This window comes from Congregibacter sp. (assembly GCF_047617445.1).
Lineage (GTDB): Bacteria > Pseudomonadota > Gammaproteobacteria > Pseudomonadales > Halieaceae > Congregibacter.
The window spans coordinates 1-23,210 of sequence record NZ_JBLGBE010000054.1 but is presented as its reverse complement, the minus strand read 5'-3'; the positions used below and the strand labels follow the sequence as shown (position 1 = coordinate 23,210).

Here is a 23,210-nt window from a genome sequence, read left to right as displayed (position 1 = left end):
GTGACAACGGAACGAGCGCCGAAGGCGGGGAGCTCGGTGTTTCCAATGAGTACACATCCATTAACGGTGTACCGGAGACGACAGAAGCAATGCTCGAGCACTATGACGATTGGGGCGGCCCCATGACTTACCCGCACATGGCTATCGGCTGGGCCATCGCCAGCGATACGCCGTTTACCTGGGCCAAGCAGGTGGCTTCTGACTTTGGTGGCACCCGAAACGGAATGGTGATTCATTGGCCCGAAAAGTTTGCAGGTAGCGGCGAGGTACGTAGTCAGTTCGCGCACGTTACCGACATCGTGCCGACAATTCTTGAGGCGACCAACATCCCTGAGCCGACCATGGTGAACGGTATCCCCCAGGTTCCGATCCAGGGCAAAAGCCTAATCAGTACCTTCGGTGATGCCGATGCGGAAACAGGCCATACAACGCAGTATTTTGAATTGTTCGGTAACCGTGCGATTTACCACGAAGGCTGGCTGGCTCGCACAGTTCATAAGGAGCCGTGGGCTCGTGAACCGATCGCGACCCTCGAGAACGATACCTGGGAGCTGTTCGATACCGATTCTGACTTTAGCTTGGTCAACGACCTGGCTTCCAAGGAACCTCAGAGGCTCGGGGAGATGCAGGCCTTGTTCATGGAAGTAGCGTCAGTAAACCATGTGCTGCCTATTGATGATCGCAGTTTCGAGCGGATGAATGCTGATATTGCTGGTCGCCCGGATCTCATGGCTGGACGCACCTCGCTTACGTTGAGCGACGGTATGCGCGACATGGGCGAAAACACATTCATCAATGTAAAGAACAAATCACATACGATTACCGCGGAAGTTGATGTGCCTGACGATGGCGGTAATGGCGTGATCCTGGCGCAAGGTGGTCGGTTTGGTGGCTGGAGTCTTTACGTAAAGGACGGTAAACCCAGTTACACCTATAACTACCTTAACCAGAAGCGGACGACGATTGCTGCGACTCGCGAATTACCCCCTGGTAAATCAATGATCCGGCTGGATTTTGACTATGAGGGCGGAGGCGTTGGAATGGGCGCAACCGGAACCTTGTTTGTCAACGGATATGAGGTTGATACAGCGCGTATAGAGCGTACAGAAGCACTTGTCTTTTCTATGGATGAGACTGCGGATGTTGGCGTGGATGGAGCGACACCGGTGGTAGAGAATTATGGTTCGGTTGATGGACGATTCTCAGGGAAAGTTATCAAGGTCACCATCGATGTGGAGTAAGCGCGCGACATTCAGTTTGAAGCTTTGATTTGACATAGTCCTTTGATCGCTTAGGGTGACGGGCTTAAAAATCCTATAGAAACGTCGGGTGAACGATGAGCAAAAAATCACAAAGTCAGATGTCACGGCGCTATTTTATGCAGGGTGTCGCTGCAGCGGCGTTGACTACGTCGCCCTTAGCCGCGCTGGCGTCAGCCGATACCGGCGAAGGCGTTAGCTTTGCGGCCGGTCCACGCCCACTCGTACAGTACCCGGGCAAGCGAGAGCTTATTCTGGTGCACAGTCGGCCACCGCATCTCGAGACGCCCTTCTCTGCCTTTAATGAAAGCGTCATCACTCCCAACGATGCTTTTTTTGTCCGCTATCACCTGGCTGATTTTCCTACATCGATTGATCCAGAGACCTACCGACTCACGATTAAAGGACACGTTACTTCACCACTTAGTTTGTCACTTGCTGAACTCAAAGGTCTGGGTGACCCGGTTGACGTTGTCGCTGTTAATCAATGTACCGGTAACAGTCGGGGATATTCTTCACCCCGGGTCTTTGGTGCGCAGCTCGGCAATGGGGCCATGGGTAATGCACGATGGACCGGCGTTCCCCTTAGGTCAGTGTTGGCTAAGGCCGGCGTGTCTCCAGGTGCAAAACAAGTTACCTTTAATGGTCTGGATAAGCCGGTAATGGACACTACCCCGGACTTTCGCAAGGCCTTGGATATCGATCACGCACTCAGTGATGAGCCAATCCTGGCCTGGGCCATGAACGGCGAAGAGCTTCCGTTTCTCAATGGCTACCCGCTGAAACTTATAGTGCCAGGCTATTTTGGTACCTATTGGGTTAAGCACTTATCTGAGATCGATGTTATCGATCACGAATTTGAAGGTCACGATGCGTATTTTATGACCAAGGGCTATCGCCTCCCTGACAATGATTGTCTATGTATAGAGCCAGGTACATCTCCAGAGAAGACCCGCGCCGTATCGACTGTGCCGGTGCGCAGTTTTATCACCAGTGTCATGGCCGGCGACACTCTCCCCTCTGCACGAATGGTAGAACTGAAGGGCATCGCGTTTGATGGCGGTAGCGGCATAAAAACAGTGGAGGTTTCTATCGATGGGGGTCGGCACTGGCGCGCGGCAAAACTGGGAGAGGATCTTGGCCGTTTCTCATTCCGCGAATGGCGATTACCCGTAAGTGTTGCCGACAAAGGTCAGGCTACATTGATGGTACGTGCGACGAGTAACAAGGGAGAGATGCAGCCGCGGGAGGCCAGCTGGAACCCCGGCGGCTATAACCGTAATGTCATCGAATCCACGCCCGTTACTTTTGCCTGAGGTTTTGTTATGAGATTAAAAACCATCAACACAATCCTTTGCGCCCTTGGATTTGCAGTCGTTTCGACAGGCACTTTTGCAGCGGAAATCACGCTACCGCCAGACACGTCTGTGCTTCGAGAGTCAGACTTACCCGGCTACAGCCTTGCACAACAAAAGTGCGGCATTTGCCATTCGGCAAACTACATCAGTTATCAGCCGCCGGGGATGACCCAGGATCAATGGACTGCCGAAATGCTGAAAATGCAGCATTCTTACGGTGCCCCGATTAATAAAGAAGACATTAAGCTTATCGGCGCGTATCTGGCTGTGGAGTACGGTAGTGCCAAAGCTACAGATGGCAGTGTGCTGGCTTTAACAAACGCAGCACAAAAAGTGGCCTCGCAAGAAGCCAGCGATACCCAAATTGATGTTCAAACGCTGCTGGCAAGCAACGCCTGCATGGGCTGTCATGCGATCGACACAAAGATCGTAGGGCCGTCTTTTCAGGAGGTTGCTGCTAAATACGTAAGCACAGAGAATGCCGCAGCGTTGCTGGCCGCGTCTATCAAACAAGGTGGGACAGGAAAGTGGGGCGTAATGGCGATGCCGGCCATGGTTGGCTTAAGCGATGTAGAGACTCGGGCGCTGGCGGACTATGTATTGGAGCAATGATTAGTCTATTGAGTTAAGGGCTCCGTCCATCCACGCGCCAGCGCGGAAACCGCCTTTGGTCACCGGCGAACATGAAGCAGAGTTCGTTTCCTGCGGGATCCATTATTCGGGCTTCTTTCCACCCCCAGCTTTCGTCCGTTATTTTTTGTCGCAGTACCAACCCTGATGCGATCAGTTTGTCGATCTGGCTTGCCAAAGCCTCCTCGCTTGTATGGTCAAAGTAGACGACAGTGTTTTGCGCGATGTTTTTATCCACGCTGTGCAAAGAGAGGGTGGCACCATCTCCGCTGGGTGATTCGAATCGGGCGTATCGCGGGGGAGCGTCGACAATTTGCACGAGACCAATAGCTTTGTAGAACGCCACTGATTCTGCGTAGTCGGTGCATCCGATCGTAATTTGGTTGATCAACATGTGCTCAAGCACTCTTCTGATGTGTAGGCGCGTTTGTTAACAGTTCTGCTTACCCATCCTCGCCGGGTATCGTTACCACGGGCATAAGTGGCAGCTTGCCCACGCCTCTCAAACGATCATGAGGGTTGATCACACAGGGCCGGCCTAGCAATAGGTTATTAGGGTAAACAATGGCCTCTCGGTTTTCGGTAATCAGCTTCACATTAAACAGACCTAAATCGGCAATGTATCCCTCCGCATAGTTATCGGCATCAAGAACCCGTACAAAGGCGCCCCGGCGGAATGTTGGGTGCATGAGTATTACGAAGTACGCATAGCGTTCCTGTTAACAATCGACATATACGGACCGCTCGATCCCCTTATCCCCCTGTTAACCGCGCGTTATCTGCACTGCGAGAGAGGATCGGGAGGGTAAGTCGATTGATAAGAAAATACATACAGCCCGACGACGGCTAGCGTGACGATTACCTGCCAGGTGTAGGCGCTTGCCCAGCTCGTAAAGGTGATCCAGATTGCCTCAAGGTCCATGTTTCTGTCCTTAGGCTTGGCACCTAAGAAGTGGCTTATGAGTATCGCATGTTAGAAATGCCGAAGGCGTCTGTGGTTTTAACAAACCACAGACCTTAGCGTGAGGCAGAAAAAAGGCGCTGTTCCATGAGAATAGCGCCAAGGGGGGGGGCTGATTGATCGAAAAACGATGAGTAAGCTGTAGGTTTGTATTAAGAGCTGCGCCGTCGCTTTTCGATCTAAAAACTAATCAACGATGCCGGTTGAAGGGGGGGCGCCCGCGAAAACTGGTGATTGTTGGCTCTTCCTCAACTAACTCCATTGAGGCTGCATCAACTACCGGCAGCTCGACTTGCTTGCGATTGAACGGAGGGCGACCTGTAAAGTCTGTTTCCCAAACGACCTCGGTTGCTACGTTTGCATCAATGATTTCCATAGCAGCTATATCTACTGTGTTGACCGGCACGCGCTCTCGTTTGTAGGGCGGCTTGCCTCGCATATCGACTTCCCAGCGATACTCAACGTTGTCCACGGACAATGTGCTGTCGGCGATAACGCTGCTTGACGCAGACAGTACTACCGCGGCCATAAATGTTGTGGCACTAAGGACTGTGTTTGATTTCATAACTGAATCGAACCTCCTGCTCTATTGTCGAATTCGGTTGCAGAGCTCCATCAAGAGCACCTGACTGATGATCAATCATAGCTCGTGCTCAGCTAATGCCTGAGCAAACCATTGAGAATTAATGATAGATTTTTACTATTGATAATAGAGTTTTGATGTCAATTTGGCGTTCTAAATTGAATGGTTTGACTTTCTTTAGGGGTATTTCGCACTGCTTACGAGCGTCGAGTGCGCGTTTGTGGGGCGAAGTGCTTGCAGGAGCCTAGCTTAGGGAGCACAACACGGTAGCAAACCCAGGCTTTATGAATGTCTGGCGCAACAATTGCAGCGTTACCACTATGCTTAAGTACCTCCACGGCCTGTTTTGCACCGCTGGACTCCTGGCCATTGCCTCGAGCGCCCTTGCGCAACAGACAGTCGAGTTCCCCTTGAGCGCTGGCACGGGCGGGGCACTGGAATTGGCCCTGAACGTTGATGGGGAGTCTGCCACCTTCCTGCTCGATACGGGGGCAGCGATGGCCACAATCAACAGCGCTTTGTTTGACCGCATTAGTGATCATGGAACTGTGCGCAAGATTCGTGAAGTCGGCGCGCGCATGGCGGATGGCCGCACTCGAAAACTGAGCGTTTACGAGATTACTGGATTACAGCTCGGTCAAGGCTGTGAGTTGGGGCCTACAGAGGTGATTGTTGTGCCTGGGTCTGGGCGTAACCTGCTGGGCCTGAATGTTCTCGAAAAGTTTGCGCCTCTTACACTGTCTTTGAGTCCACCGGCACTGCGGCTTAGCAATTGTGCTGCGATGACTATCGTTGATTCGGGATCGAGCGAAATGGCTGTCGCGGCAGTATCATCGCTATAAGCTATCCAATACCTGCACGGCGTGACCTAATCGGGCCCCAATAATCGACCGAATATCTTTCGCTAGTACTTTGTAAAACCCTCGGGCCGGACTAGTCGGTCGCCAGGCGAGCACATGTAATCTAGCGATAGACTCGTCGTCCAGTTCTTTTACGGTGAGACCACTTTCTGTGTTGATTTCGGATTCGACGTAAAGCGCCGGAAGAAACGCCAAGCCCATGCCCATGACGACCATTAATCGCAGCGCGTCCAGGCTACTTCCCTCATAGTCCCGAAGAACTTCGGCACCCAGGCGACTGCATACCGCTTCAACCTGCCGGGCAAACTGATGCCCATGTTCGGTAGTGAGCACTTGCTCACCTGCAAGGTGCCGCCCCTGCCATACAGAAACCTGCGATAGGGGGTGATCTCTAGGAGCCGCCAAAAGGATTTTTTCGCGCAGAAGCGGCTCTTGTACCAGGTCCGGGATATTGATTGGTAAGGATGTGATGATCAGATCGTACTCGCCATGAGCAATACCTTCCTCTAGACCCCGAGGTGAATCTTCCCGCACATAAAAGCGTAGTCCCGGATGTGCCTCGCGTAATGCGGGAAGTATCTGCGGCAATAAGTAGGGTCCGAGCGTGCCTTTCACACCCAGCCGATAGGTCGCTTTTTCATTGGCCCGGGAATCTCCAACCTGTTGTCCCAGTTCTTCCATGGCCTCTATAACACGGCGGGCCTGTGGTTCGAACAAGCGGCCGACGGGGGTGAAGTAAGCGCCGCTTCGGGAGCGCTCCAGGAGTTTTGCCCCCAACAACTCTTCTGCGCGTGCTACCTGTGCACTGAGCGTAGGCTGACTGATACCCAGTTCGTCTGCCGCTCCGCGAAAGCTCCCGCTCTTAGCCACGGCCAATATGTATTCGATTTGTTTTAGAGATGGTCTTTTCATCGCGAGGGGGTGATCTGTGCGTTGGCCCATGTTGGGATAAGCGAGAGAGCAGCACAAGCCTCAATGTCATGTTCGCCCAGTCTAAAATTCCCTGCAGATTAAGATATTTGGGGCTAAGCTATTCTCAGCAACTGCCCAGAGCCACGGGCTGCGTGATAACGGAGTGCCTGTTTATGACTTTACGGTCCATCAAAATATTGGTGCTGCTGATGGTAGGCGTATTTTGTCTTATCGGCGCTGTTTTTAACCTAACTTCTATGGAGGGCGATCTTGCATGGGTCTCTCTGGTGGTTATTGGTGATGGTGCGACGGGCGTAGCTGATTGGCAGAAAATAGAGGCCCCCTGGGTTGTGACGATCTGTTGGGCGGTAATTCCACTTTCCAAAACACTTGCCGGACTGCTTTGCCTCATGGGCGCAGGCAAGATGTGGTCGGCCAGACATGCAGACGCGTCGAGCTTTCAGGGGGCCAAGTACGTGGGCCTTGTGGGTTGCGGCGTGATGCTCGCAATGCTGTTTGGCGTTTTTATCTTGATTGCCGAAACCTGGTTTCAGCAGTGGCAAACACCCTTAGGCGCCGGCATCTTAGGTGCAGCCGAGCGATATATCGTGTGTATCGGTGTAATCACATTCTTCGTGTATCTACCGGATGATGAGTCTAGAACTAGCGTCTACTGATGGATCGACGGAAAGTCGCTTAGGTTTCTGGGTCTTCTTCGGGATCCGCGGCAGTGAGCTTCTGAGCTGCGGGTTCGTTTAAAACACCGAGCCGATCGTGTTCGATGGTCGGATGTTGCGTCGTCGCTTTGGGCAGTTCGCCCTTTGCATTGGCCGAGGTACTTTTAAAGCGCTCGACCTTTCCGTAGAGACCCTGCTTACCTACCAGGGCCGTTACCGTTTTGTTGTATTTGTCGGTTGTTGTACTCAGCGTTTTTCCCATGTCTTCCAGACGCTGTCCCACTAAGCACACTTTATTGTAGATTTCGCCAGCCATCTGGCTGATGGCGCGCGCCTCTTCATTACTGCGATAAGAAATCCAAAGGCTGGCAACCGTGCGCAGCATGGGTAACAAGGTGGTGTGAGACACCATGATGACGTTTTTGCGATAGCCATCGTTGAAGAGCTCTTTGTTGAATTTAAGCGCTTCTATGTACGCCGCCTCTATGGGCATGAACATAAAAACCAGTTCCGGACTGTTGATGCCACCCAGTGACGAGTAGTCCTTCGCAGAAAGGTCATCAATGTGTCGTTTGAGTGCCAGACCATGTGCTTTGAGGGCCTCGTAGCGGTCCTCTTCAGTTTCTGCCGCTACTGCACGATCGTAGTCCACCAGCGACACTTTGCTATCGATAATCAGATGCTTGCCGTCAGGGAGGTTGATGACAAAATCCGGAATTCGCAGTTTGCCCCCCGTGTCTCGAAAACCGGTTTGGGCTTCGTAATGACTCCCGGGCTCAAGGCCGGCCATCTGCAAGGTGCGCTCAAGCTGCACTTCCCCCCAGTTACCGGTGGTTTTTTTGTCACCCTTGAGGGCCTTGGCCAAATTCTCGGCCTGACCGCTCATTTTCAGACCTACGCCCATCATGTTGCGCAGTTCGCCTGCGAGGCTTTCGTTGCCCCGTATCGACTGTTCATGCACTTCATTAACCCGGGACTGAAACCGGTGAATTTGGTCACCAAAGGGTTTGAGCAGGGACTCCATGGACTGTTGGTTCTGACTGCTAAATTCCTTCCCGCGCTCTTCGAAGATGCGGTTCGCCAGGTTTTCAAACTCCATGGCCAGTTGCCGCTTGCTGTTTTCAAGAAGCGCCATTTGTTCTGTGTGCTTATCCTGATCGGCGCTTTGCCGTGCTCGCAGTCCAGCATTGGTCGACGATAGTGAGTTACGCTCATTCTGAAGCTCGCTGACTCTCGCGTTGAGCTTTTCAAACTGCTCTGCCAGAACTTCCCGCTCGCCTAAAAGGCTCGCATGGCCAATTTCCAGCTCGTGAAGACGGTCGCGTTGTTCTTTGAGATAACCCCGAGTTTTGGACAATTCCGCGCCGCGCCAAACCCAGGCTATTACGCCGCCGCAGACAAGACCGGCTATGGCGTATAGCAGTGATGGATCGTTGAGAGCCGACTCGATCACCTATTCTTCCGGGGAGTATCCGGACTTGATTCACTCACTCGCTCTTGGCGCCAGCAAGTTGTGAGATGTCCGCGATATGCATAAATTGCTCACGAAGTTGTGCTAAAAGCGCCAGTCGATTGGCCTTGAGTGCCGGGTCTTCGGCGTTAACCATTACCCCATCAAAAAAGGCATCTACGGGCTCTCGAAGGGCCGCGAGTCGACTCAAGGCTGACGCGTAGTCTGCGCTCGCCAACGTGGTGACGTTATCGGATGCCGCTGCCGCAATTGCCTCGGCTAGCGCTATTTCTTGGGGTTCTTGAAGTAAGTTAGCACTTACAATCAGGTTTTTGTCCCGGTCGTTCGCTTTTGCCAAAATGTTGCTCACGCGCTTGTTTGCCGCCGCGAGAGCCTCCGCTTCGGGACGCTGGCCAAAGGCCTGTACCGCGCGAACTCGTCGGTCAAAATCGCTGGGCTGAGAGCTACCGCTACCGCGTACAGCGCGGAACACTTCAATAGGAATGGCATCGCTTTCGTACAGTGCCGGAAGCCGGTCAAGTAAATAGTTGAATACGGCCTCGGGTGCTTCGTCACTGATCACGCCTTCGGCAAAACCTCGTCCGGCAATGGCCAGACACTTGCGCAAATCGAGCGTGAGTTGCTTCTCAATAATGATGCGAAGCACGGCAATGGATGCGCGCCGCAGTGCAAACGGATCCTTCGATCCCGTGGGCGCCTGACCGATGCCAAAAATTCCCAGCAAGGTGTCCAGACGATCGGCAAGCGCCACCGCCACCGCGACTTCGCCTTGGGGTAATTCACTGCCGGCTTGTGTCGGCCAATAGTGCTGAGCGATGGCATCGGCAACCGTCGGATCCTCGCCATCATTGAGTGCGTAGTAGGCACCGGCGATGCCCTGCATATCCGCAAACTCCAAAACCATATCGGAGACCAGGTCCGCTTTGCACAGCTCCGCCGCACGTTCGGCCTGAATTTTATCGGTGCCCGTGAGTGTGGCGAGCTCGCCGGCCAAGCTTTGCACTCGTTGGGTTTTGTCGAGCAAGGATCCCAGCTGTTTTTGGAACACCACGGCTCCCAGACGGGACACTCGCGAAGCGAGCGTATGTTGCTGGTCCTGTTCGAAGAAAAACGCCGCGTCAGCCAGCCGAGGCCTGATTACGCGCTCGTTACCGGCGATCACCTGGCTGGGATCTCGGCTTTCTATATTACTGACTGTGACAAAGTTCGGCATTAACGTGCCGCTGGCATCCACCACCGGAAAATATTTTTGGTGACTTTGCATGGATGAGATCAGCGCCTCTGCGGGTACTTCCAGAAATGCCGTATCAAAACTCCCCGCCAGAGCCACGGGCCATTCCACCAGGCTCGCCACCTCACCGAGAAGGTCCGGATCAATCAGTGCCTGGCCCCCAACGGCTATCGCGGCGGCTTCAACTTGCTCGCGAATCAGATGGCTACGCTCTGCAAAGTCTGCAATGACCCATGCCTCGCGCATCAGTGCGGGATAATCGTTTGCCGATCCTATGCTGATGGGCGCTGGTGCATGAAAGCGGTGCCCCTTAGAGATGTTGGCGCTGGGAATGCCCAACACATCGCCAAAACCCTGCTCATCTCCATATATAAGAACAATCCAATGCACGGGTCGCACAAATTCCCTGCGCGCTGCGCCCCAGCGCATGCGTTTTGCAATGGGTAGGTCCGCAATGGCCTCGTTCACGATATCGCCCAGACATTCACGGGTTTTTGCACCGCTCACGACCTGTTTTAGTCCCAAGCGCTGTCCTTTGGGCGTATCGATCAGCTCCAGATCATCCGCAGAAACGCCTTGTCGCGCCGCAAAGCCTTCAGCGGCGCGGGTCCAGTTGCCGTCGGCGTCTCGCGCCTGCGCTAGCGGCGGGCCCAGTGCTTCTTTGGTTTCATCGGCGCCCTGATCGACTAAATCATCAATGAGCACGGCGAGTCGTCGTGGCGCTGCAAACCAACGGCTGGCACCGTGGCTGAGTCCTTTGTCAGCAAGTTTCGCGATGAGATTGTCGTGCAGCGCGATACCGAGTTGCTCAAGGCTGCTCGAGGGCAGTTCTTCACAGCCTATTTCTAAAAGCAAAGGCTGATGACTCATGCTGCGGCCTCCTTAAGCTGCGCGAGTACTTCATCGCGAATGCCTGCCTCGGCCATGGGGAAGCCTAGAGCCGCACGAGCATCAAAATAGGCCTGCGCAACACCGCGGGCCAATGTGCGCACGCGAAGGATGTAGCGCTGGCGCTCGGTTACCGAAATAGCGTGCCGCGCATCTAAAAGATTAAAGGTATGTGATGCCTTCATGACCATTTCGTAGGCAGGCAGTGGCAATGCGAGCTCGGTAAGGCGTGCTGCCTCCTTCTCGCAATGATCGAATTGAGTGAATAAAAAGTCAACGTCGGCTTCTTCGAAGTTGTAACGCGACATCTCCACTTCGTTTTGATGAAAAACGTCACCGTAGAGCACGGGCCCCTGCGGGCTGCGGGTCCATAGGAGATCGTAAACGCTGTCCACGCCTTGGATATACATGGCAATACGCTCAAGGCCATAGGTAATCTCGCCGGTGACCGGATAGCACTCTATGCCTCCGGCTTGCTGAAAATAGGTGAACTGAGAGACTTCCATGCCGTTCAACCACACTTCCCAACCCAAGCCCCAGGCACCCAAAGTAGGTGATTCCCAGTTGTCTTCGACGAACCGCACATCATGCGTAAGCGTGTCGATCCCAAGCGCCTGAAGTGACTGCAGATATAACTCCTGAAATTCCGGCGGTGATGGCTTCATAGCCACCTGAAACTGATAGTAGTGCTGAAGCCTGTTCGGGTTCTTGCCGTAGCGGCCATCCGTAGGGCGGCGACTGGGCTGAACGTAGGCGGCATTCCAGCTCTCGGGACCTAAGGAGCGCAAAAAAGTCGCTGGGTGAAAGGTTCCGGCGCCTACTTCCATGTCCAGTGGCTGGAGGATGAGACAACCTTTCTCTCCCCAGAACTGCTGCAATCTGAGAATGAGCTCCTGGAAACTGATGGGATCTGATGCTTGTTCGGGATACTGGCTCACGCGAATTCCTGTGCGAGGTGCAAAAGGCCCGTAGTATACCGTCAGTAACAGCGGCACAATACGCAGCCTACCCACAAGCTAAGCACCACTAAGACATAGCGATTTGTGAAAAACCGCCTCATTAAATTTTTACTCTGGTCATCTTCCCTGCTGCCTCTGGGTGCCTGCCGGGCTATCGGTCGTGGTTTAGGGACACTCGCTTGGTGGTTGGGCGTAAGTCCCCGGCGGGTCACGGAGCGAAACATGGGGTTAGCGTTTCCCGAACTTTCTGAACCTCAAAGAGAGCAGCTTTCGAAGCGCTCTTTACAGGCCACAGGGGAACTCGCCGCCGAGATGGGTTACATCTGGAATCGACCCTGGGATCAGGTGCGTGCACATATCCTGGAGATCGTGGGCGATGACGCGGTTCGCGAAGCGCTTGCGAGTGGCCGAGGTGTGATGCTGCTAGGCCCACATCTGGGTAACTGGGAGATAGTAGGGCTCCATATATCTGAAATGGGTGATTCGGTTGCACTATATGAGCCACCGCATATGCAGCAGCTGGACAGTATGGTGCGCGCTGCGCGGCAGCGTTTGGGCTCTGTACTGGTGCCAACGGATGCTCGGGGTCTCGCCAAGTTGGTGAAGTGCCTCAAGAAAGGCGGTATCGCGGGGATTCTCCCCGATCAGGTACCTCCGGTTGTGGAGTCGGGTGAAAATAGTGTGTTTATGGGTGTGCCTACCTTCACCATGACCCTGGCTAGTAAGCTTCTTGCGAAAAGTGGGGCTCAGGCATTTTTTGGTTTTGCCGAACGTATTTCCGGTGGGTACCGTCTGCACTATATACCTGCCGATGAAGATATTTACAGCGCTGATGTGGAGGTCTCTTTGAAAGCACTCAACGATGGTGTCGAGCGCTGCGTGCGAATGGCACCCGAGCAGTATCAGTGGGAATACAAACGATTTCGGGTCCGGCCTCGAGGCCCCGTGGACTATTACGCTCGGGACTGGCAACCCGATAACGATTAACAACCCCTGATTTGATCTAACTTTAATTGAGCGGAGTGAATAATGTTTTTCGGTAAGTTGCTTGCGGGCATACTGGGTTTTTTCGTTGCGGGTCCTCTCGGCCTTATCTTTGGACTCGTGCTTGGCCATTTGTTTGATCGCGGGCTGGCGGGCGCTCTTGGTATGGGCTCGGCTGATCTGGAGAAGGTCAAAGAGCACTTCTTTCGCAGCACATTCTTACTCATGGGCCATGTTGCAAAGTCTGACGGACGCATCTCGGAAGATGAGGTAACGCATACCGAAGGCATTTTTCGACAGCTTGGCTTATCCGATGATCAACGCCATGACGCTATTTTGTTGTTTAAAGAAGGCGGTGATGATGGCTTCTCTGTAGAAGACACCGTTCAAAGCTTCTTGCTTGCCGGTGGTGCACACCCAGCACTCAAGCAAACCATGATGTTGTTCCTTGTGACGCTTGCGCTGGCAGACCGCCAATTACACAGCGGTGAAAAAGCTGCGCTGCTGCAAATTGGTAGCCTTTTGGGCTATAGCGCCCAGGCCGTTGAAGAGTTCCTGCGTATGGCCACCGCGCAGGAACAGTTTCATCAGCAACCCGGTCACCCGGATGCGCCGACACTCTCAGACGCTTACGCCGCGCTGGGTGTGGGCGAAGAAGCGCCCGACAAAGAAGTGAAGCGCGCCTATCGCAAACTCATGAGTCAATACCACCCCGACAAACTGTCTGCACGTGGTGTGCCCGAGGACATGCTGAAGCTAGCTACAGAAAAAGCCCAGGAAATTCAGGCGGCTTATGAGCTGATCAGAAAATCTCGGGGTACGGGGAAGCGCGGCTAGCGAATCAATTCCGCCAAAACATCGGGGTAAACAGAACCAGCAGGGTAAACACTTCAAGTCGCCCTAACAGCATCGCAAAACACAGTACGGATTTTGCGAAATTGCTGATCTCACCGTAGTTAGCTGCGACGGAACCAAGGCCCGGGCCGAGATTGTTAAGCGCGGCGGCCACGGCAGAAAAAGCAGTAATAAAGTCGAGACCCGTGGCCATCAGCACCAACATGATCACAATAAATGCGAAGGTGTAGACCGCGAAGAAGCTCCACACGGCGCTCACCACGGTGGCTTCTACGCGCCGGTTACCCACTTTTAACGGGATCACGGCGTGCGGGTGCACAAGCTGCTTTAGCTCACGTATCCCCTGTTTATAAATCAACATGAGGCGCATAGCTTTGATGCCACCTCCGGTGGATCCTACGCAGCCGCCCATGAAGGAGAACATCAGGAGCATCATGGGCAGAAAGCCCGGCCAGATCGAAAAATCCTGAGTTGCAAAGCCGGTCGTTGTCGTGATCGATACAGCCTGAAAAAGACCGTGTACAAGGCTTTCTTGCGTATCCAGCGTTTCAGAAAATATTAAGTAAGCGCAGGTAATCACTACGCAGACCGCCATAGCGCCAGCAAAAAATCGCGCTTCGGAGTCTTCCCAATAACCGACCATGCTGCGGCGGCGAAAAGCAGCAAAGTGCAAGCCGATGTTCAGTGCAGAAATAAGCATGAACATGGTGCTGACCAGGTAAATGGCGTCGCTTTCGAAGTAGCCCATACTGGCGTCATGGGTGCTGAAGCCGCCGATGGCCACGGTCGCAAACGCATGACAGACAGCATCAAAGCCTGACATACCCGCCAGACTGTAAGCACCCGCACAAAGCACCGTGAGCGCCAGATAAATGGTAAACAGCGCCTTGGCCGTTTCAGTGATACGAGGCGTGAGCTTGCTGTCCTTACTGGGACCTGGTGTTTCGGCGCGATAGAGCTGCATCCCGCCAATACCCAGCATGGGCAATACCGCAACCGCGACCACGATAATTCCGATGCCGCCCAACCATTGCAGCATTTGACGATACAAAAGAATGGAGGCTGGCAGATGGTCCAGACCTGTAAGTACGGTGGCACCTGTGGTGGTCAGTCCCGAAATAGACTCAAAAATGGCGTCGGTGACGTCCATATTCAGAGACTCTGTGAGTGCAAAAGGCAGGGAGCCAAACAGGCCCAGTACGGTCCAAAAAAGTGAGGTGATCAAAAACCCGTCGCGAATTTGCAGGTCGCGTTTTACCCCTCGTAAAGGAAGCCACAACATGGCGCCGGACAATAGGGTGATTGAAAAGGCATAAAAAAAGCCAGTGACCGTATCGTCATCGGCGAGCACCGCTATCAAAAGTGGCGGCAGCATGGTGACGCTAAAGAGGGTTAGCAGAAGCCCAAGAATGCGCAGACTGATAGAAAAGTGCACGCGATGGCCTAGGAAAAGAACCCAAAGCCCACAGCGAAGAGTTTCTCCACTGCATGGATTTTGTGTTTATCGACTAAAAACAGAATCACGTGATCATTACTTTCTACCAACAAGTCATGGTGAGCGATGAGCACTTGTTCGCCGCGAACAATAGCTCCGATGGTGACGCTTTCAGGTAGGGGAATCTCTTCGATGCGTCGGCCCACAACTTTAGAAGAATAGGCATCGCCTCGAGCCACAAGCTCAATAGCTTCTGCCGCGCCCCGGCGCAGCGCGTGTACCGCACTGATGTCACCTTTGCGTACATAGGTGAGCAGACTGCCAATGGTGATCTCCTGTGGGGATATGGCGATATCGATTTCGTCACCCACTAGCTCCGCATAGGCGGGGTTGGTGATAAGGGTGATTACTTTCTTGGCCCCCATGCGTTTGGCCAGCATGGACATCATGATGTTGGATTCATCATTGTTGGTCAGCGCGCAAAAAACGTCGGTGTGCTCAATGTTTTCTTCGGCGAGGAGTCCGGGTTCGGCCGCACTGCCTTCTAGAACCAGCGTATTTTTGAGAAGTTCAGATAACACACGACATCGTGCGCGGCTGTATTCTATGACTTTGACCGAGAAGTCGGTCTCCAGAGACTGCGCAAGTCGTGCGCCGATGTTGCCACCCCCGGCAATCATGATTCGTTTATAGGGCTTATCAACCCGCCGGAGCTCTGAGGTCACCTGACGAATATGCTTACTGGCGGCGATGAAGAAGACTTCGTCATTGGCCTCTACGACGGTATCGCCCTTCGGGATAATTGCCCGATCCTTACGAAAAATAGCGGCAACCCGCGTGTCGACCTTGGGCATGTGCTCTCGAATGGTGCTGAGCCCCTTGCCAACAATAGGCCCGCCATGGACAGCCCGGACCGCGACCAACTGCACGCGGCCTTCGGCAAAATCCAACACCTGCAGGGCCCCGGGATTGACGATAAGCCGTCCAATAGACGAGGTTATGAGCTGCTCAGGACCAATAATGACGTCCACCGGAATATTTTCTGGTGAAAAAAGGCGTTCCTGATGGTCCAGATAGGCCTGGGAGCGAACCCGGGAAATTTTTTGCGGTGTTCGAAAGAATGTGTGGGCAACTTGACAGGCCATCATGTTGATCTCGTCACTATTGGTGACGGCAATCAGCATTTCGGCGTCTTTTGCACCGGCTTCTCTAAGCGTGTCTGGATGGGAGGCGCTCCCCGTGACAGTGCCTATGTCGAGGCTGTCTTTAAGGGCGCGCAGACGCTCGCTATCGGTATCGACAATCGTAATATCGTTCTTTTCGTTTGCCAGGTGTTCTGCGAGTGTTCCGCCTACCTGACCGGCACCCAGAATAATAATTTTCATGCCGCTCTGACCCTACCGCTGCGGTGGCTGCACAGTACTGTAATCAACAGCTGCAATACAGGCCTGATAGTGGAAATTCTTCGCTCAAACTTAGCCATGGGATAGGCCTCAACCCTGTTTATGCAGCATGGCAAAGTACAGCCCGTCACTGCCACTGATGTCCGGAAGCAACTGTAGTCCCTGCGCGCAGGGTTGAGCGCCTGGCAGACTGAGAGTTTTTTCCTGTGCATTGCTGTGGCGGGCAATAAATTCACCAACCACTTGGCTGTTCTCTTCTGGCAGGATGGAACAGGTGACGTAGAGCAAACGTCCTCCCACGGCAAGCAATGGCCATAGCCCATCAAGGATTGCATGTTGTTGGACCGCAAAACTTGCCGCGTCTTCTACTCGGCGTAGAAGTTTTACATCCGGGTGTCGACGAATGACCCCTGTCGCGGAGCATGGAACATCTAAAAGCATGGCATCAAAAGGCCCACTTTTGATCAGCGCCGGTGAGGGCTGTCTGCCATCGCCGGTAACAAGCGTCGCACTGAGTTTAAGACGATCAAGGTTCTCCTGGACGCGACGCAAACGCTCTTCACTAATATCCATAGCGGTGAGGCTGAGCGCTGATGGTTGCCGTTCAAGAATGTGGCAGCTTTTGCCCCCGGGCGCTGCGCAGGCATCCAGAATGCGTTCGCCAGGCTGGGGCGCAAGTAACTGCGCTGCCAATTGCGCAGCTTCATCTTGCACACTGCATAAGCCGTCGGCAAAGCCCGGCAGTAGTACTACATCGACCGCCTGTTCAAGGGTCAAGGCTGCGGAGCTTAGCTGACCGGGATGCGCGGTGATTCCTGCGTCGGCTAGCTGTTGTTGATAGCTGTCCCGATCAACCCGAGATAGATTAACCCGCAGAGTCATGGGCGGGTGGCTGTTGTTCGCGCTGGCAATTTGCTCGCGATGTTCCGGCCAGTGCCGGCCTAGAGCATCCCAGAGCCAGTGTGGGTGTGCCGCCGCCTCCGCATTGCTTAAAACACTAACGAGCGCCTCTTCTTCGCGCTGAAACCTGCGTAAAACCGCATTAAGTAAGCCCGACAGCTGGCGTTTTTTGAGCACCGTAGCAGCATCCACGGTAGCGCTTACTGCAGCGTGAGCGGGTATGCGCATAGCGGTGAGTTGATACAGGCCGGAGAGTGCGAGGGCCTGTACATCACGATCCTTGGCGCGCAGCGGTTTTTGCAGCAGCTGGCTCAATAGGGCGTTGAGTCGCGGATATTGCCGGATGGTGCCAAAGCAGATTTCACGGCACAGGGGCTGGTCCCGGTCTGGTAGTGCACTGAGATGTGATTCGAGCGCCCGGTCTAGAGAGTCTCCGCGTAATACCTCAGCAATTATTCGAGCCGCACAGGCGCGAACTGCGGCTCCCGGCTTCATGTGTTTGCTTCAGTGGCAAAGCGCTTGCCTGGGGCAAACAGCTCGCTGTGACCTCGGAGCAAGTCGCTTGCTTGCATAGCCTTGGAGCCAGGCATTTGTAGTGTTTCGAGCATGATTGCGCCGTCACCGCAGCGCACAGTAATACCGCGATCATTGTTGGCCACAATACTTCCGGATAACCCCCCAGAGCTGTGCGCGGTGGGCTGAGCAGCCCATAGTTTTAGGCGCAGCTCTTCCAGAAAGGTGTAACAGCCGGGTGCGGGATTAAATGCACGAATACGTCTGGCGATTACCGCTGCAGGCTCGCTCCAGTTAATCAGCGCCTCACCTTTATTGATCTTGGCTGCGTAATTAGCCTGCTGATCGTCCTGAATAGTCGCTGTGGCAAGACGGCTGGGTAAGTCCTTGAGTACCTCGAGTAGCAGCGTTGGACCAATACCTGCGAGTTGCTCGTAGAGATCACCACTGCTTGTTTGCGCCGTGATTGCACAGGGTCCGTGGGCAAGCATGGGGCCGGTGTCGAGCCCGGCATCCATCAGCATGATGGTTACCCCACTTTCTTGATCGCCTGCTTCTACAGCGCGCTGTATTGGGGCCGCGCCGCGCCAACGTGGCAATAAGGAGCCATGAACATTGAGGCAGCCGTAACGGGGCAGATCCAATACGTTTTGCGGCAAAATCAACCCGTAGGCGACGACGATCAGGACGTCTAGTTGCAGCTCGGCAATGGCGGCCAGAGCCTCTGGGTGTCGAAGGCTGGGCGGCTGCAAGACCGTGAGTTGATGTTCCTGAGCGAGAACCTTAACGGGGCTGGGACGATCTTTTTTACCCCGACCTGCGGGTCTGTCGGGTTGCGTGAGGACGGCAATCAGTTCGTGGGGTGAATCGATAAGCCCCGCAAGGTGCTGGGCGGCAAAATCGGGAGTGCCCGCAAAGGCCAGGCGCAGCTTAGACACCTTGTGTTCAGGCTCTCAGCCGGTGGGCTTTTTCGAGCTTGCTGCGAATGCGCTGCCGTTTCAGCGGAGAGATATAGTCAACGAACAATTTGCCATCCAGATGGTCAATCTCATGTTGGAGACATATGGCGGCCAGGCCCTCCAGCTCTAATGTAAAGGCTTCGCCATCGCGTCCTACGGCATCAACGCGAATGCTGCGGGGCCGGTTAACCTCTTCATAGAAGCCCGGCACCGAGAGGCAGCCCTCGTCATAGCTGCCCAGGGTGTCGTCGAGTATGGTTACCTCAGGATTTACAAAGATCATCGGCGTGTCGTGATCTTCAGAAATATCCAGAACGAGCAGCCGTTGATGTACGTTAACCTGCGTTGCGGCCAGACCAATACCCGCGGCGAAATACATCGTTTCGATCATGTTATCGATGAGGGACCGAACGGCATCGTCGACTACTTCCACGGGTTTTGCCACCGTGCGCAGACGCGGATCAGGAAATTCAAGAATATCGAGGACTGCCATCAATCAAACTTCTACCGTAGACTGCGATAGTATAACGTGGACATTAATGCGCGAACACTGCGCAAGCTCCGTGCCCGGGAGAAATACCGATGACAAGATGGCTGACTAACGTCCCCTCAGCTTCACGCAATAACCGCCTCGCCTTGCGAGGGTGGTGGACTAGTGTTCTTTTGATATGCGCCTTATTACTGCCGGGGATAGCCCTGGCGCAGGAGGCGTCAGTGCGTGCCGGCGCGCCAGAAAGCTATGTCGTCAAGAAAGGAGACACGCTTTGGGGCATATCGGATATGTTTTTGGAGCAGCCCTGGCTTTGGCCAGAGGTATGGGACGTCAATCCACAAATTGATAACCCACACCTGATTTTTCCCGGTGACACCCTGTACCTGAGCTATGTGGATGGTCGTCCGCGTCTGTCACTTACTCGAGGCCGCGATGTAAAACTGGCGCCCAATATGCGCATCACTCCGCTGGATCTGGCTATCCCCGTGATTCCTTTGGATGACATTGATGCATTCTTGATGCGTCATCGCATCATTGGCCCAGAGGAGCTGGAAGACTCTTCTTATGTCGTGGCTGGCGGGCAAGAGCATTTAATAACGGCTAACGGCGACACGATTTATGGTCGCGGTTACTTTCCCGAAGGCGAGCGCGCTTATGGCATCTATCGCGCGGGAGGTGCGTACCGAGATCCTATTAGTCTCGAAGTGCTGGGTTACCAGGCCCAGGATATCGGTAATGCGCAGGTCAAGAGTAGTCTCACGGATCCCGTGGTAGAGCTTGAAGTGACCCGTGTGACCGAAGAGGTTCGCATTACCGACCGCCTTCTGCCGCTGGACGAGCGAATTCTGGACGCAACCTTCCAGCCCCGGGCACCGGATGTGGATATTGAAGATGCCTTCATGATCGAGGTTGATGGCGGCGTCACCCAAATTGGCACCTGGGACATCGTTGTCATCAATAAAGGCGCGCGTGAAGGTTTAGAGAAAGGCCATGTGCTGGCTGTTTATCAAACGGGCGCAGTCGTTTTTGATGAAATCACTCAAACCAACGTCAGTCTGCCGGACGTGCGCGCCGGTCTTGCGATGGTTTTTGAGGTCGCAGAAAAAGCGAGCTATGTCCTGGTCCTCAAATCCAACCGTCCGCTGAAAGTGATGGACAAAGTTAAAAACCCCTGACGTAAGCTCCTGCGTCATGGATGACATGACGCGGGAACACTACCTCACACTCCTAAGCTGGTCTGGGGCCCAAACACAGGGCCTCGGTACTTTGCTGCGCGAGTACGGCACGCCACAGGCGCTTTTTTCGGCGAACTGGCAGGACGAGCGTGGGATAGCGTATTTGGCCGCCTTACCGGGCACAACGCAGCGTGTCCTGAGTCGTGCCCGAAAACACTGGCCACGGCGAAATCCCAACGCCTCAACAATGACTTCTTTAGCCGTTCAGTCTGATGCCTTCATTCCGTTTGGCGACGTGCAGTATCCAGCGATACTCCGGGACGTTCCCGATCCACCACCCTGGCTTTTCTGCCGAGGCGACCCCGCGTGTCTTTCACGTCCCACGATTGCTGTTGTGGGCAGTCGTCGCGCCAGCCACGGCGGATTGCGTGCCGCAGAGCTCATTTCCGGACGTCTTGCGGCTGCGGGTTACACCGTATGTTCTGGCCTTGCCCTGGGAATCGATGGTGCTGCGCACAGAGCTGCGCTTGCGCAAGGTCATACAGTGGCGGTGCTTGCATCCGGAGTAAACCGCGCGTCGCCATTGAGACATCGACAGCTGGCAGAGCAAATTACCGAGACAGGTTGCTTGCTTAGTGAGCTGCCGCCGGGTACTCCCCCATCCAAACATCAGTTTCCTAGGCGCAACCGCATCATCAGTGGCTTGGCGCAGGCCACCATCATTGTGGAGGCGGCATTACCCAGCGGGTCTTTGCACACCGCGGCGGCAGCGCTCGAACAGGGCCGGGAGGTTTACGCGCTTCCTTGGTCGATTTTTCATGAACAAGGGGCGGGTTGTCGGCGCCTGCTTCGCGACGGGGCAACGCCTATCACCGCGCTCGATGAGCTACCCAGTTTGTTCCCCGGCGTTTCCCAACGCAAAGAGTGCACCCAGCTGGCTCCTCCAGGTCGGGCGGGTAAGCTCCTGCAGTTGCTCGGAGATCATAGTCTCTCGTTGCAAGCGCTTCGTCAGAACTCGGGCATGCCGATTACCGAGCTACTGGCCTTGTTGGGTGATTTGGAAGTGCAGGGCTGGGTACGCAATATTGATGGACGCTATTGTCGCGATGACTGCAAGCCTTGCCAGTCCTGAACCAGTTGCTAGAATCGTCGCCCGTTGTAACGGCCTATCCATTGAGTTCTATGTTTTCACCCGCCAGTTTTCGTATGCGTTTATGTGCCAACGTTGTTGCAGGCGGCGGGGTTATCGCTTGCCCTACTGAGGCCGTGTGGGGTTTGAGTTGCGATCCGTTCAGTGAGAGCGCGGTGCAGCGCCTTCTGGATTTAAAGGATCGTCCGGCCCACAAAGGATTGATTCTGGTGGCGGGTGATGAATCGCAGCTGGATTTTTTGTTGGAGGATCTGCCGCAGACCCTTCGACGGAAATTGAGTGTGTCCTGGCCCGGGCCTAACACGTGGCTAGTTCCTCATCATGGGCGGGTACCTGCTTTGGTGCACGGGAGATTTGAGAGTGTGGCTGTGCGGGTGAGCGGCCATCCCTTGGTTCGAGAACTGTGTCTTGAGTATGGCGGACCGATGGTATCGAGTTCTGCCAACGTGGCAGGCAGTCCAGCACCCAAAACCCTGTTGGCTGTGCGCAAATACTTTGGTAACCGGCTCGATGGTGTACTCCCGGGACAGGTGGGCGTCGCAGGACGACCATCAACAATTCGTGATGTGTTCAGTGACGAAGTGTTTCGTGCCTAGAGACTTCGCCGTTCGTCCGACATTACTTTTAATACAAGGAGCTGCGCCATGAGCGGAATGATCGATCAGCTTAAGCATTACCTATTGGGACTACAGGACAATATTTGCGAAAGCCTGGCTCAGGTAGATGGTGGGGCAGAATTTACCATCGAGGAGTGGGACCGCCCCGAGGGTGGCGGTGGACGCAGTCGTGTATTGGCCGAGGGAGCAGCCCTTGAAAAGGCCGGCGTTAACTTCTCTCATGTGATGGGAGATGCGCTTCCAGAATCGGCAACGGCGGCTCGACCCGAGCTTGCGGGTCGCAGCTTTCAGGCACTAGGCGTGTCGCTCGTTATTCATCCTCGCAATCCCTATGCGCCGACTTCACACGCAAACGTGCGTCTGTTCATCGCCGAGAAACCCGGAGAAGAGCCGGTTTGGTGGTTTGGAGGCGGCTACGATTTGACGCCCTATTACGGTTTTGAAGAAGACTGTGTGCATTGGCATCGTACCGCTGCAGATGCCTGTGCGCCGTTTGGCGATGATGTGTACCCACGCTATAAAAAGTGGTGTGACGACTATTTTTACCTCAAGCACCGCCATGAACCCCGAGGTATAGGCGGTCTTTTTTATGACGACCTCAATACTTGGGACTTTGAAACCTGTTTTGCTTTTATGCGCGCTATTGGCGATTCGTTTTTGGATGCCTATCAACCGATTCTTCAGCGCCGTAAAGACACTCCCTATGATGATCACGAGCGTCAATTCCAACTGTACCGTCGCGGACGGTACGTGGAGTTCAACCTTGTTTTCGATCGTGGCACCTTGTTTGGCCTTCAGTCCAATGGCCGCACCGAGGCAATATTAATGTCGCTGCCGCCGCTGGTTCGCTGGGAATATTCGTTCAAGCCGGACGCTAATACAGAAGAGGCACGTCTTACAGATTATTTTCTTACCGCTCGTGATTGGCTACAGTTAG

22 protein-coding genes and 1 pseudogene are annotated in these 23,210 nt (G+C 54.3%); 11 read left to right on the top strand and 12 right to left on the bottom strand.

The features are described 5' to 3' along the window. The 3 genes and pseudogenes from ACI9KD_RS12250 to ACI9KD_RS12240 all read left to right on the top strand — a co-directional run. A pseudogene (locus tag ACI9KD_RS12250) lies at positions 1 to 1,241 on the top strand (arylsulfatase); the annotation flags it as partial. A 95-nt stretch (positions 1,242 to 1,336) separates the two neighbouring features. Further along, positions 1,337 to 2,575 carry a molybdopterin-dependent oxidoreductase gene (locus ACI9KD_RS12245; RefSeq protein ID WP_414981458.1) on the top strand — a complete coding sequence of 413 codons (1,239 nt, stop codon included), beginning with the start codon at positions 1,337 to 1,339 and terminating at the stop codon, positions 2,573 to 2,575. 9 nt (positions 2,576 to 2,584) lie between these two features. After that, on the top strand, positions 2,585 to 3,229 hold the full coding sequence (locus ACI9KD_RS12240; RefSeq protein WP_414981457.1) for a c-type cytochrome: 645 nt from the start codon (positions 2,585 to 2,587) through the stop codon (positions 3,227 to 3,229). A 13-nt stretch (positions 3,230 to 3,242) separates the two neighbouring features. Here the strand turns inward: ACI9KD_RS12240 and ACI9KD_RS12235 are convergent, their stop codons facing one another. From ACI9KD_RS12235 to ACI9KD_RS12225, 3 genes are all read right to left on the bottom strand, one after another. Then, the gene (locus ACI9KD_RS12235) at positions 3,243 to 3,641 is read right to left on the bottom strand and encodes a VOC family protein (RefSeq protein ID WP_414981456.1); all 399 of its coding nucleotides are present in this window, start codon (positions 3,639 to 3,641) and stop codon (positions 3,243 to 3,245) included. Positions 3,642 to 3,690: 49 nt separating this feature from the next. Then, entirely contained in the window at positions 3,691 to 3,936 is a 246-nt protein-coding gene (locus ACI9KD_RS12230) for a hypothetical protein (RefSeq protein WP_414981455.1), read from the bottom strand. A gap of 462 nt (positions 3,937 to 4,398) precedes the next feature. Continuing rightward, positions 4,399 to 4,773: a hypothetical protein gene (locus tag ACI9KD_RS12225; RefSeq protein ID WP_414981454.1), complete on the bottom strand. Its 375-nt coding sequence runs from the start codon at positions 4,771 to 4,773 to the stop codon at positions 4,399 to 4,401. A gap of 338 nt (positions 4,774 to 5,111) precedes the next feature. Here ACI9KD_RS12225 and ACI9KD_RS12220 point away from each other — a divergent pair, with 338 nt between their 5' ends. Continuing rightward, positions 5,112 to 5,633 carry a retroviral-like aspartic protease family protein gene (locus ACI9KD_RS12220; RefSeq protein ID WP_414981453.1) on the top strand — a complete coding sequence of 174 codons (522 nt, stop codon included), beginning with the start codon at positions 5,112 to 5,114 and terminating at the stop codon, positions 5,631 to 5,633. On the opposite strand, the gene ACI9KD_RS12215 is transcribed toward ACI9KD_RS12220, so the two are convergent. After that, a complete protein-coding gene (locus tag ACI9KD_RS12215; RefSeq protein ID WP_414981452.1) occupies positions 5,628 to 6,563 on the bottom strand; it encodes a hydrogen peroxide-inducible genes activator in 936 nt (311 codons plus the stop codon). The genes ACI9KD_RS12220 and ACI9KD_RS12215 overlap by 6 nt on opposite strands. A 173-nt stretch (positions 6,564 to 6,736) precedes the next feature. Between ACI9KD_RS12215 and ACI9KD_RS12210 the strand changes: the two genes are divergently transcribed. Further along, positions 6,737 to 7,240 carry a DUF2165 family protein gene (locus ACI9KD_RS12210; protein WP_414981451.1) on the top strand — a complete coding sequence of 168 codons (504 nt, stop codon included), beginning with the start codon at positions 6,737 to 6,739 and terminating at the stop codon, positions 7,238 to 7,240. A 19-nt stretch (positions 7,241 to 7,259) separates the two neighbouring features. Here the strand turns inward: ACI9KD_RS12210 and rmuC are convergent, their stop codons facing one another. Genes rmuC through glyQ form a run of 3 tightly spaced genes read right to left on the bottom strand, consistent with a single transcriptional unit; the run spans position 7,260 to position 11,768 of the window. Continuing rightward, complete coding sequence (gene rmuC / locus ACI9KD_RS12205) at positions 7,260 to 8,693, bottom strand: DNA recombination protein RmuC (protein WP_414981450.1); 1,434 nt, start codon at positions 8,691 to 8,693, stop codon at positions 7,260 to 7,262. A 34-nt stretch (positions 8,694 to 8,727) separates the two neighbouring features. Further along, on the bottom strand, positions 8,728 to 10,812 hold the full coding sequence (gene glyS / locus ACI9KD_RS12200; protein ID WP_414981449.1) for a glycine--tRNA ligase subunit beta: 2,085 nt from the start codon (positions 10,810 to 10,812) through the stop codon (positions 8,728 to 8,730). Continuing rightward, the gene (gene glyQ / locus ACI9KD_RS12195; protein ID WP_414981448.1) at positions 10,809 to 11,768 is read right to left on the bottom strand and encodes a glycine--tRNA ligase subunit alpha; all 960 of its coding nucleotides are present in this window, start codon (positions 11,766 to 11,768) and stop codon (positions 10,809 to 10,811) included. Before glyQ ends, glyS begins: the two co-directional genes overlap by 4 nt. Before the next feature lie 105 nt (positions 11,769 to 11,873). On the opposite strand from glyQ, the gene ACI9KD_RS12190 reads away from it, so the two are divergent. Next, positions 11,874 to 12,776 (top strand): lysophospholipid acyltransferase family protein, encoded by a 903-nt coding sequence (locus tag ACI9KD_RS12190; RefSeq protein WP_414981447.1) that lies wholly within the window; start codon positions 11,874 to 11,876, stop codon positions 12,774 to 12,776. A 42-nt stretch (positions 12,777 to 12,818) separates the two neighbouring features. Next, complete coding sequence (gene djlA, locus ACI9KD_RS12185; RefSeq protein WP_414981446.1) at positions 12,819 to 13,610, top strand: co-chaperone DjlA; 792 nt, start codon at positions 12,819 to 12,821, stop codon at positions 13,608 to 13,610. A gap of 4 nt (positions 13,611 to 13,614) precedes the next feature. Here the strand turns inward: djlA and ACI9KD_RS12180 are convergent, their stop codons facing one another. From ACI9KD_RS12180 to def, 5 genes are all read right to left on the bottom strand, one after another. Further along, positions 13,615 to 15,063, bottom strand: a complete 1,449-nt coding sequence (locus ACI9KD_RS12180; protein ID WP_414981445.1) for a TrkH family potassium uptake protein — start codon at positions 15,061 to 15,063, stop codon at positions 13,615 to 13,617. 8 nt (positions 15,064 to 15,071) lie between these two features. Further along, positions 15,072 to 16,448 (bottom strand): Trk system potassium transporter TrkA, encoded by a 1,377-nt coding sequence (trkA, locus tag ACI9KD_RS12175; RefSeq protein WP_414981444.1) that lies wholly within the window; start codon positions 16,446 to 16,448, stop codon positions 15,072 to 15,074. A gap of 108 nt (positions 16,449 to 16,556) precedes the next feature. After that, a complete protein-coding gene (gene rsmB, locus ACI9KD_RS12170; protein WP_414981443.1) occupies positions 16,557 to 17,861 on the bottom strand; it encodes a 16S rRNA (cytosine(967)-C(5))-methyltransferase RsmB in 1,305 nt (434 codons plus the stop codon). Beyond that, entirely contained in the window at positions 17,858 to 18,817 is a 960-nt protein-coding gene (fmt, locus tag ACI9KD_RS12165; RefSeq protein WP_414981442.1) for a methionyl-tRNA formyltransferase, read from the bottom strand. Before fmt ends, rsmB begins: the two co-directional genes overlap by 4 nt. A 7-nt stretch (positions 18,818 to 18,824) precedes the next feature. Beyond that, positions 18,825 to 19,331 (bottom strand): peptide deformylase, encoded by a 507-nt coding sequence (gene def / locus ACI9KD_RS12160; protein ID WP_414981441.1) that lies wholly within the window; start codon positions 19,329 to 19,331, stop codon positions 18,825 to 18,827. 89 nt (positions 19,332 to 19,420) lie between these two features. On the opposite strand from def, the gene ACI9KD_RS12155 reads away from it, so the two are divergent. The 4 genes from ACI9KD_RS12155 to hemF all read left to right on the top strand — a co-directional run. Further along, on the top strand, positions 19,421 to 20,506 hold the full coding sequence (locus ACI9KD_RS12155; protein ID WP_414981440.1) for a LysM peptidoglycan-binding domain-containing protein: 1,086 nt from the start codon (positions 19,421 to 19,423) through the stop codon (positions 20,504 to 20,506). A gap of 16 nt (positions 20,507 to 20,522) precedes the next feature. Further along, positions 20,523 to 21,638: a DNA-processing protein DprA gene (dprA, locus tag ACI9KD_RS12150; RefSeq protein WP_414981439.1), complete on the top strand. Its 1,116-nt coding sequence runs from the start codon at positions 20,523 to 20,525 to the stop codon at positions 21,636 to 21,638. 50 nt (positions 21,639 to 21,688) lie between these two features. Next, positions 21,689 to 22,252 carry an L-threonylcarbamoyladenylate synthase gene (locus ACI9KD_RS12145; RefSeq protein WP_414981438.1) on the top strand — a complete coding sequence of 188 codons (564 nt, stop codon included), beginning with the start codon at positions 21,689 to 21,691 and terminating at the stop codon, positions 22,250 to 22,252. A gap of 48 nt (positions 22,253 to 22,300) precedes the next feature. Beyond that, a partial coding sequence (gene hemF / locus ACI9KD_RS12140) for an oxygen-dependent coproporphyrinogen oxidase (RefSeq protein WP_414981437.1) occupies positions 22,301 to 23,210 on the top strand: 910 nt, incomplete at its 3' end.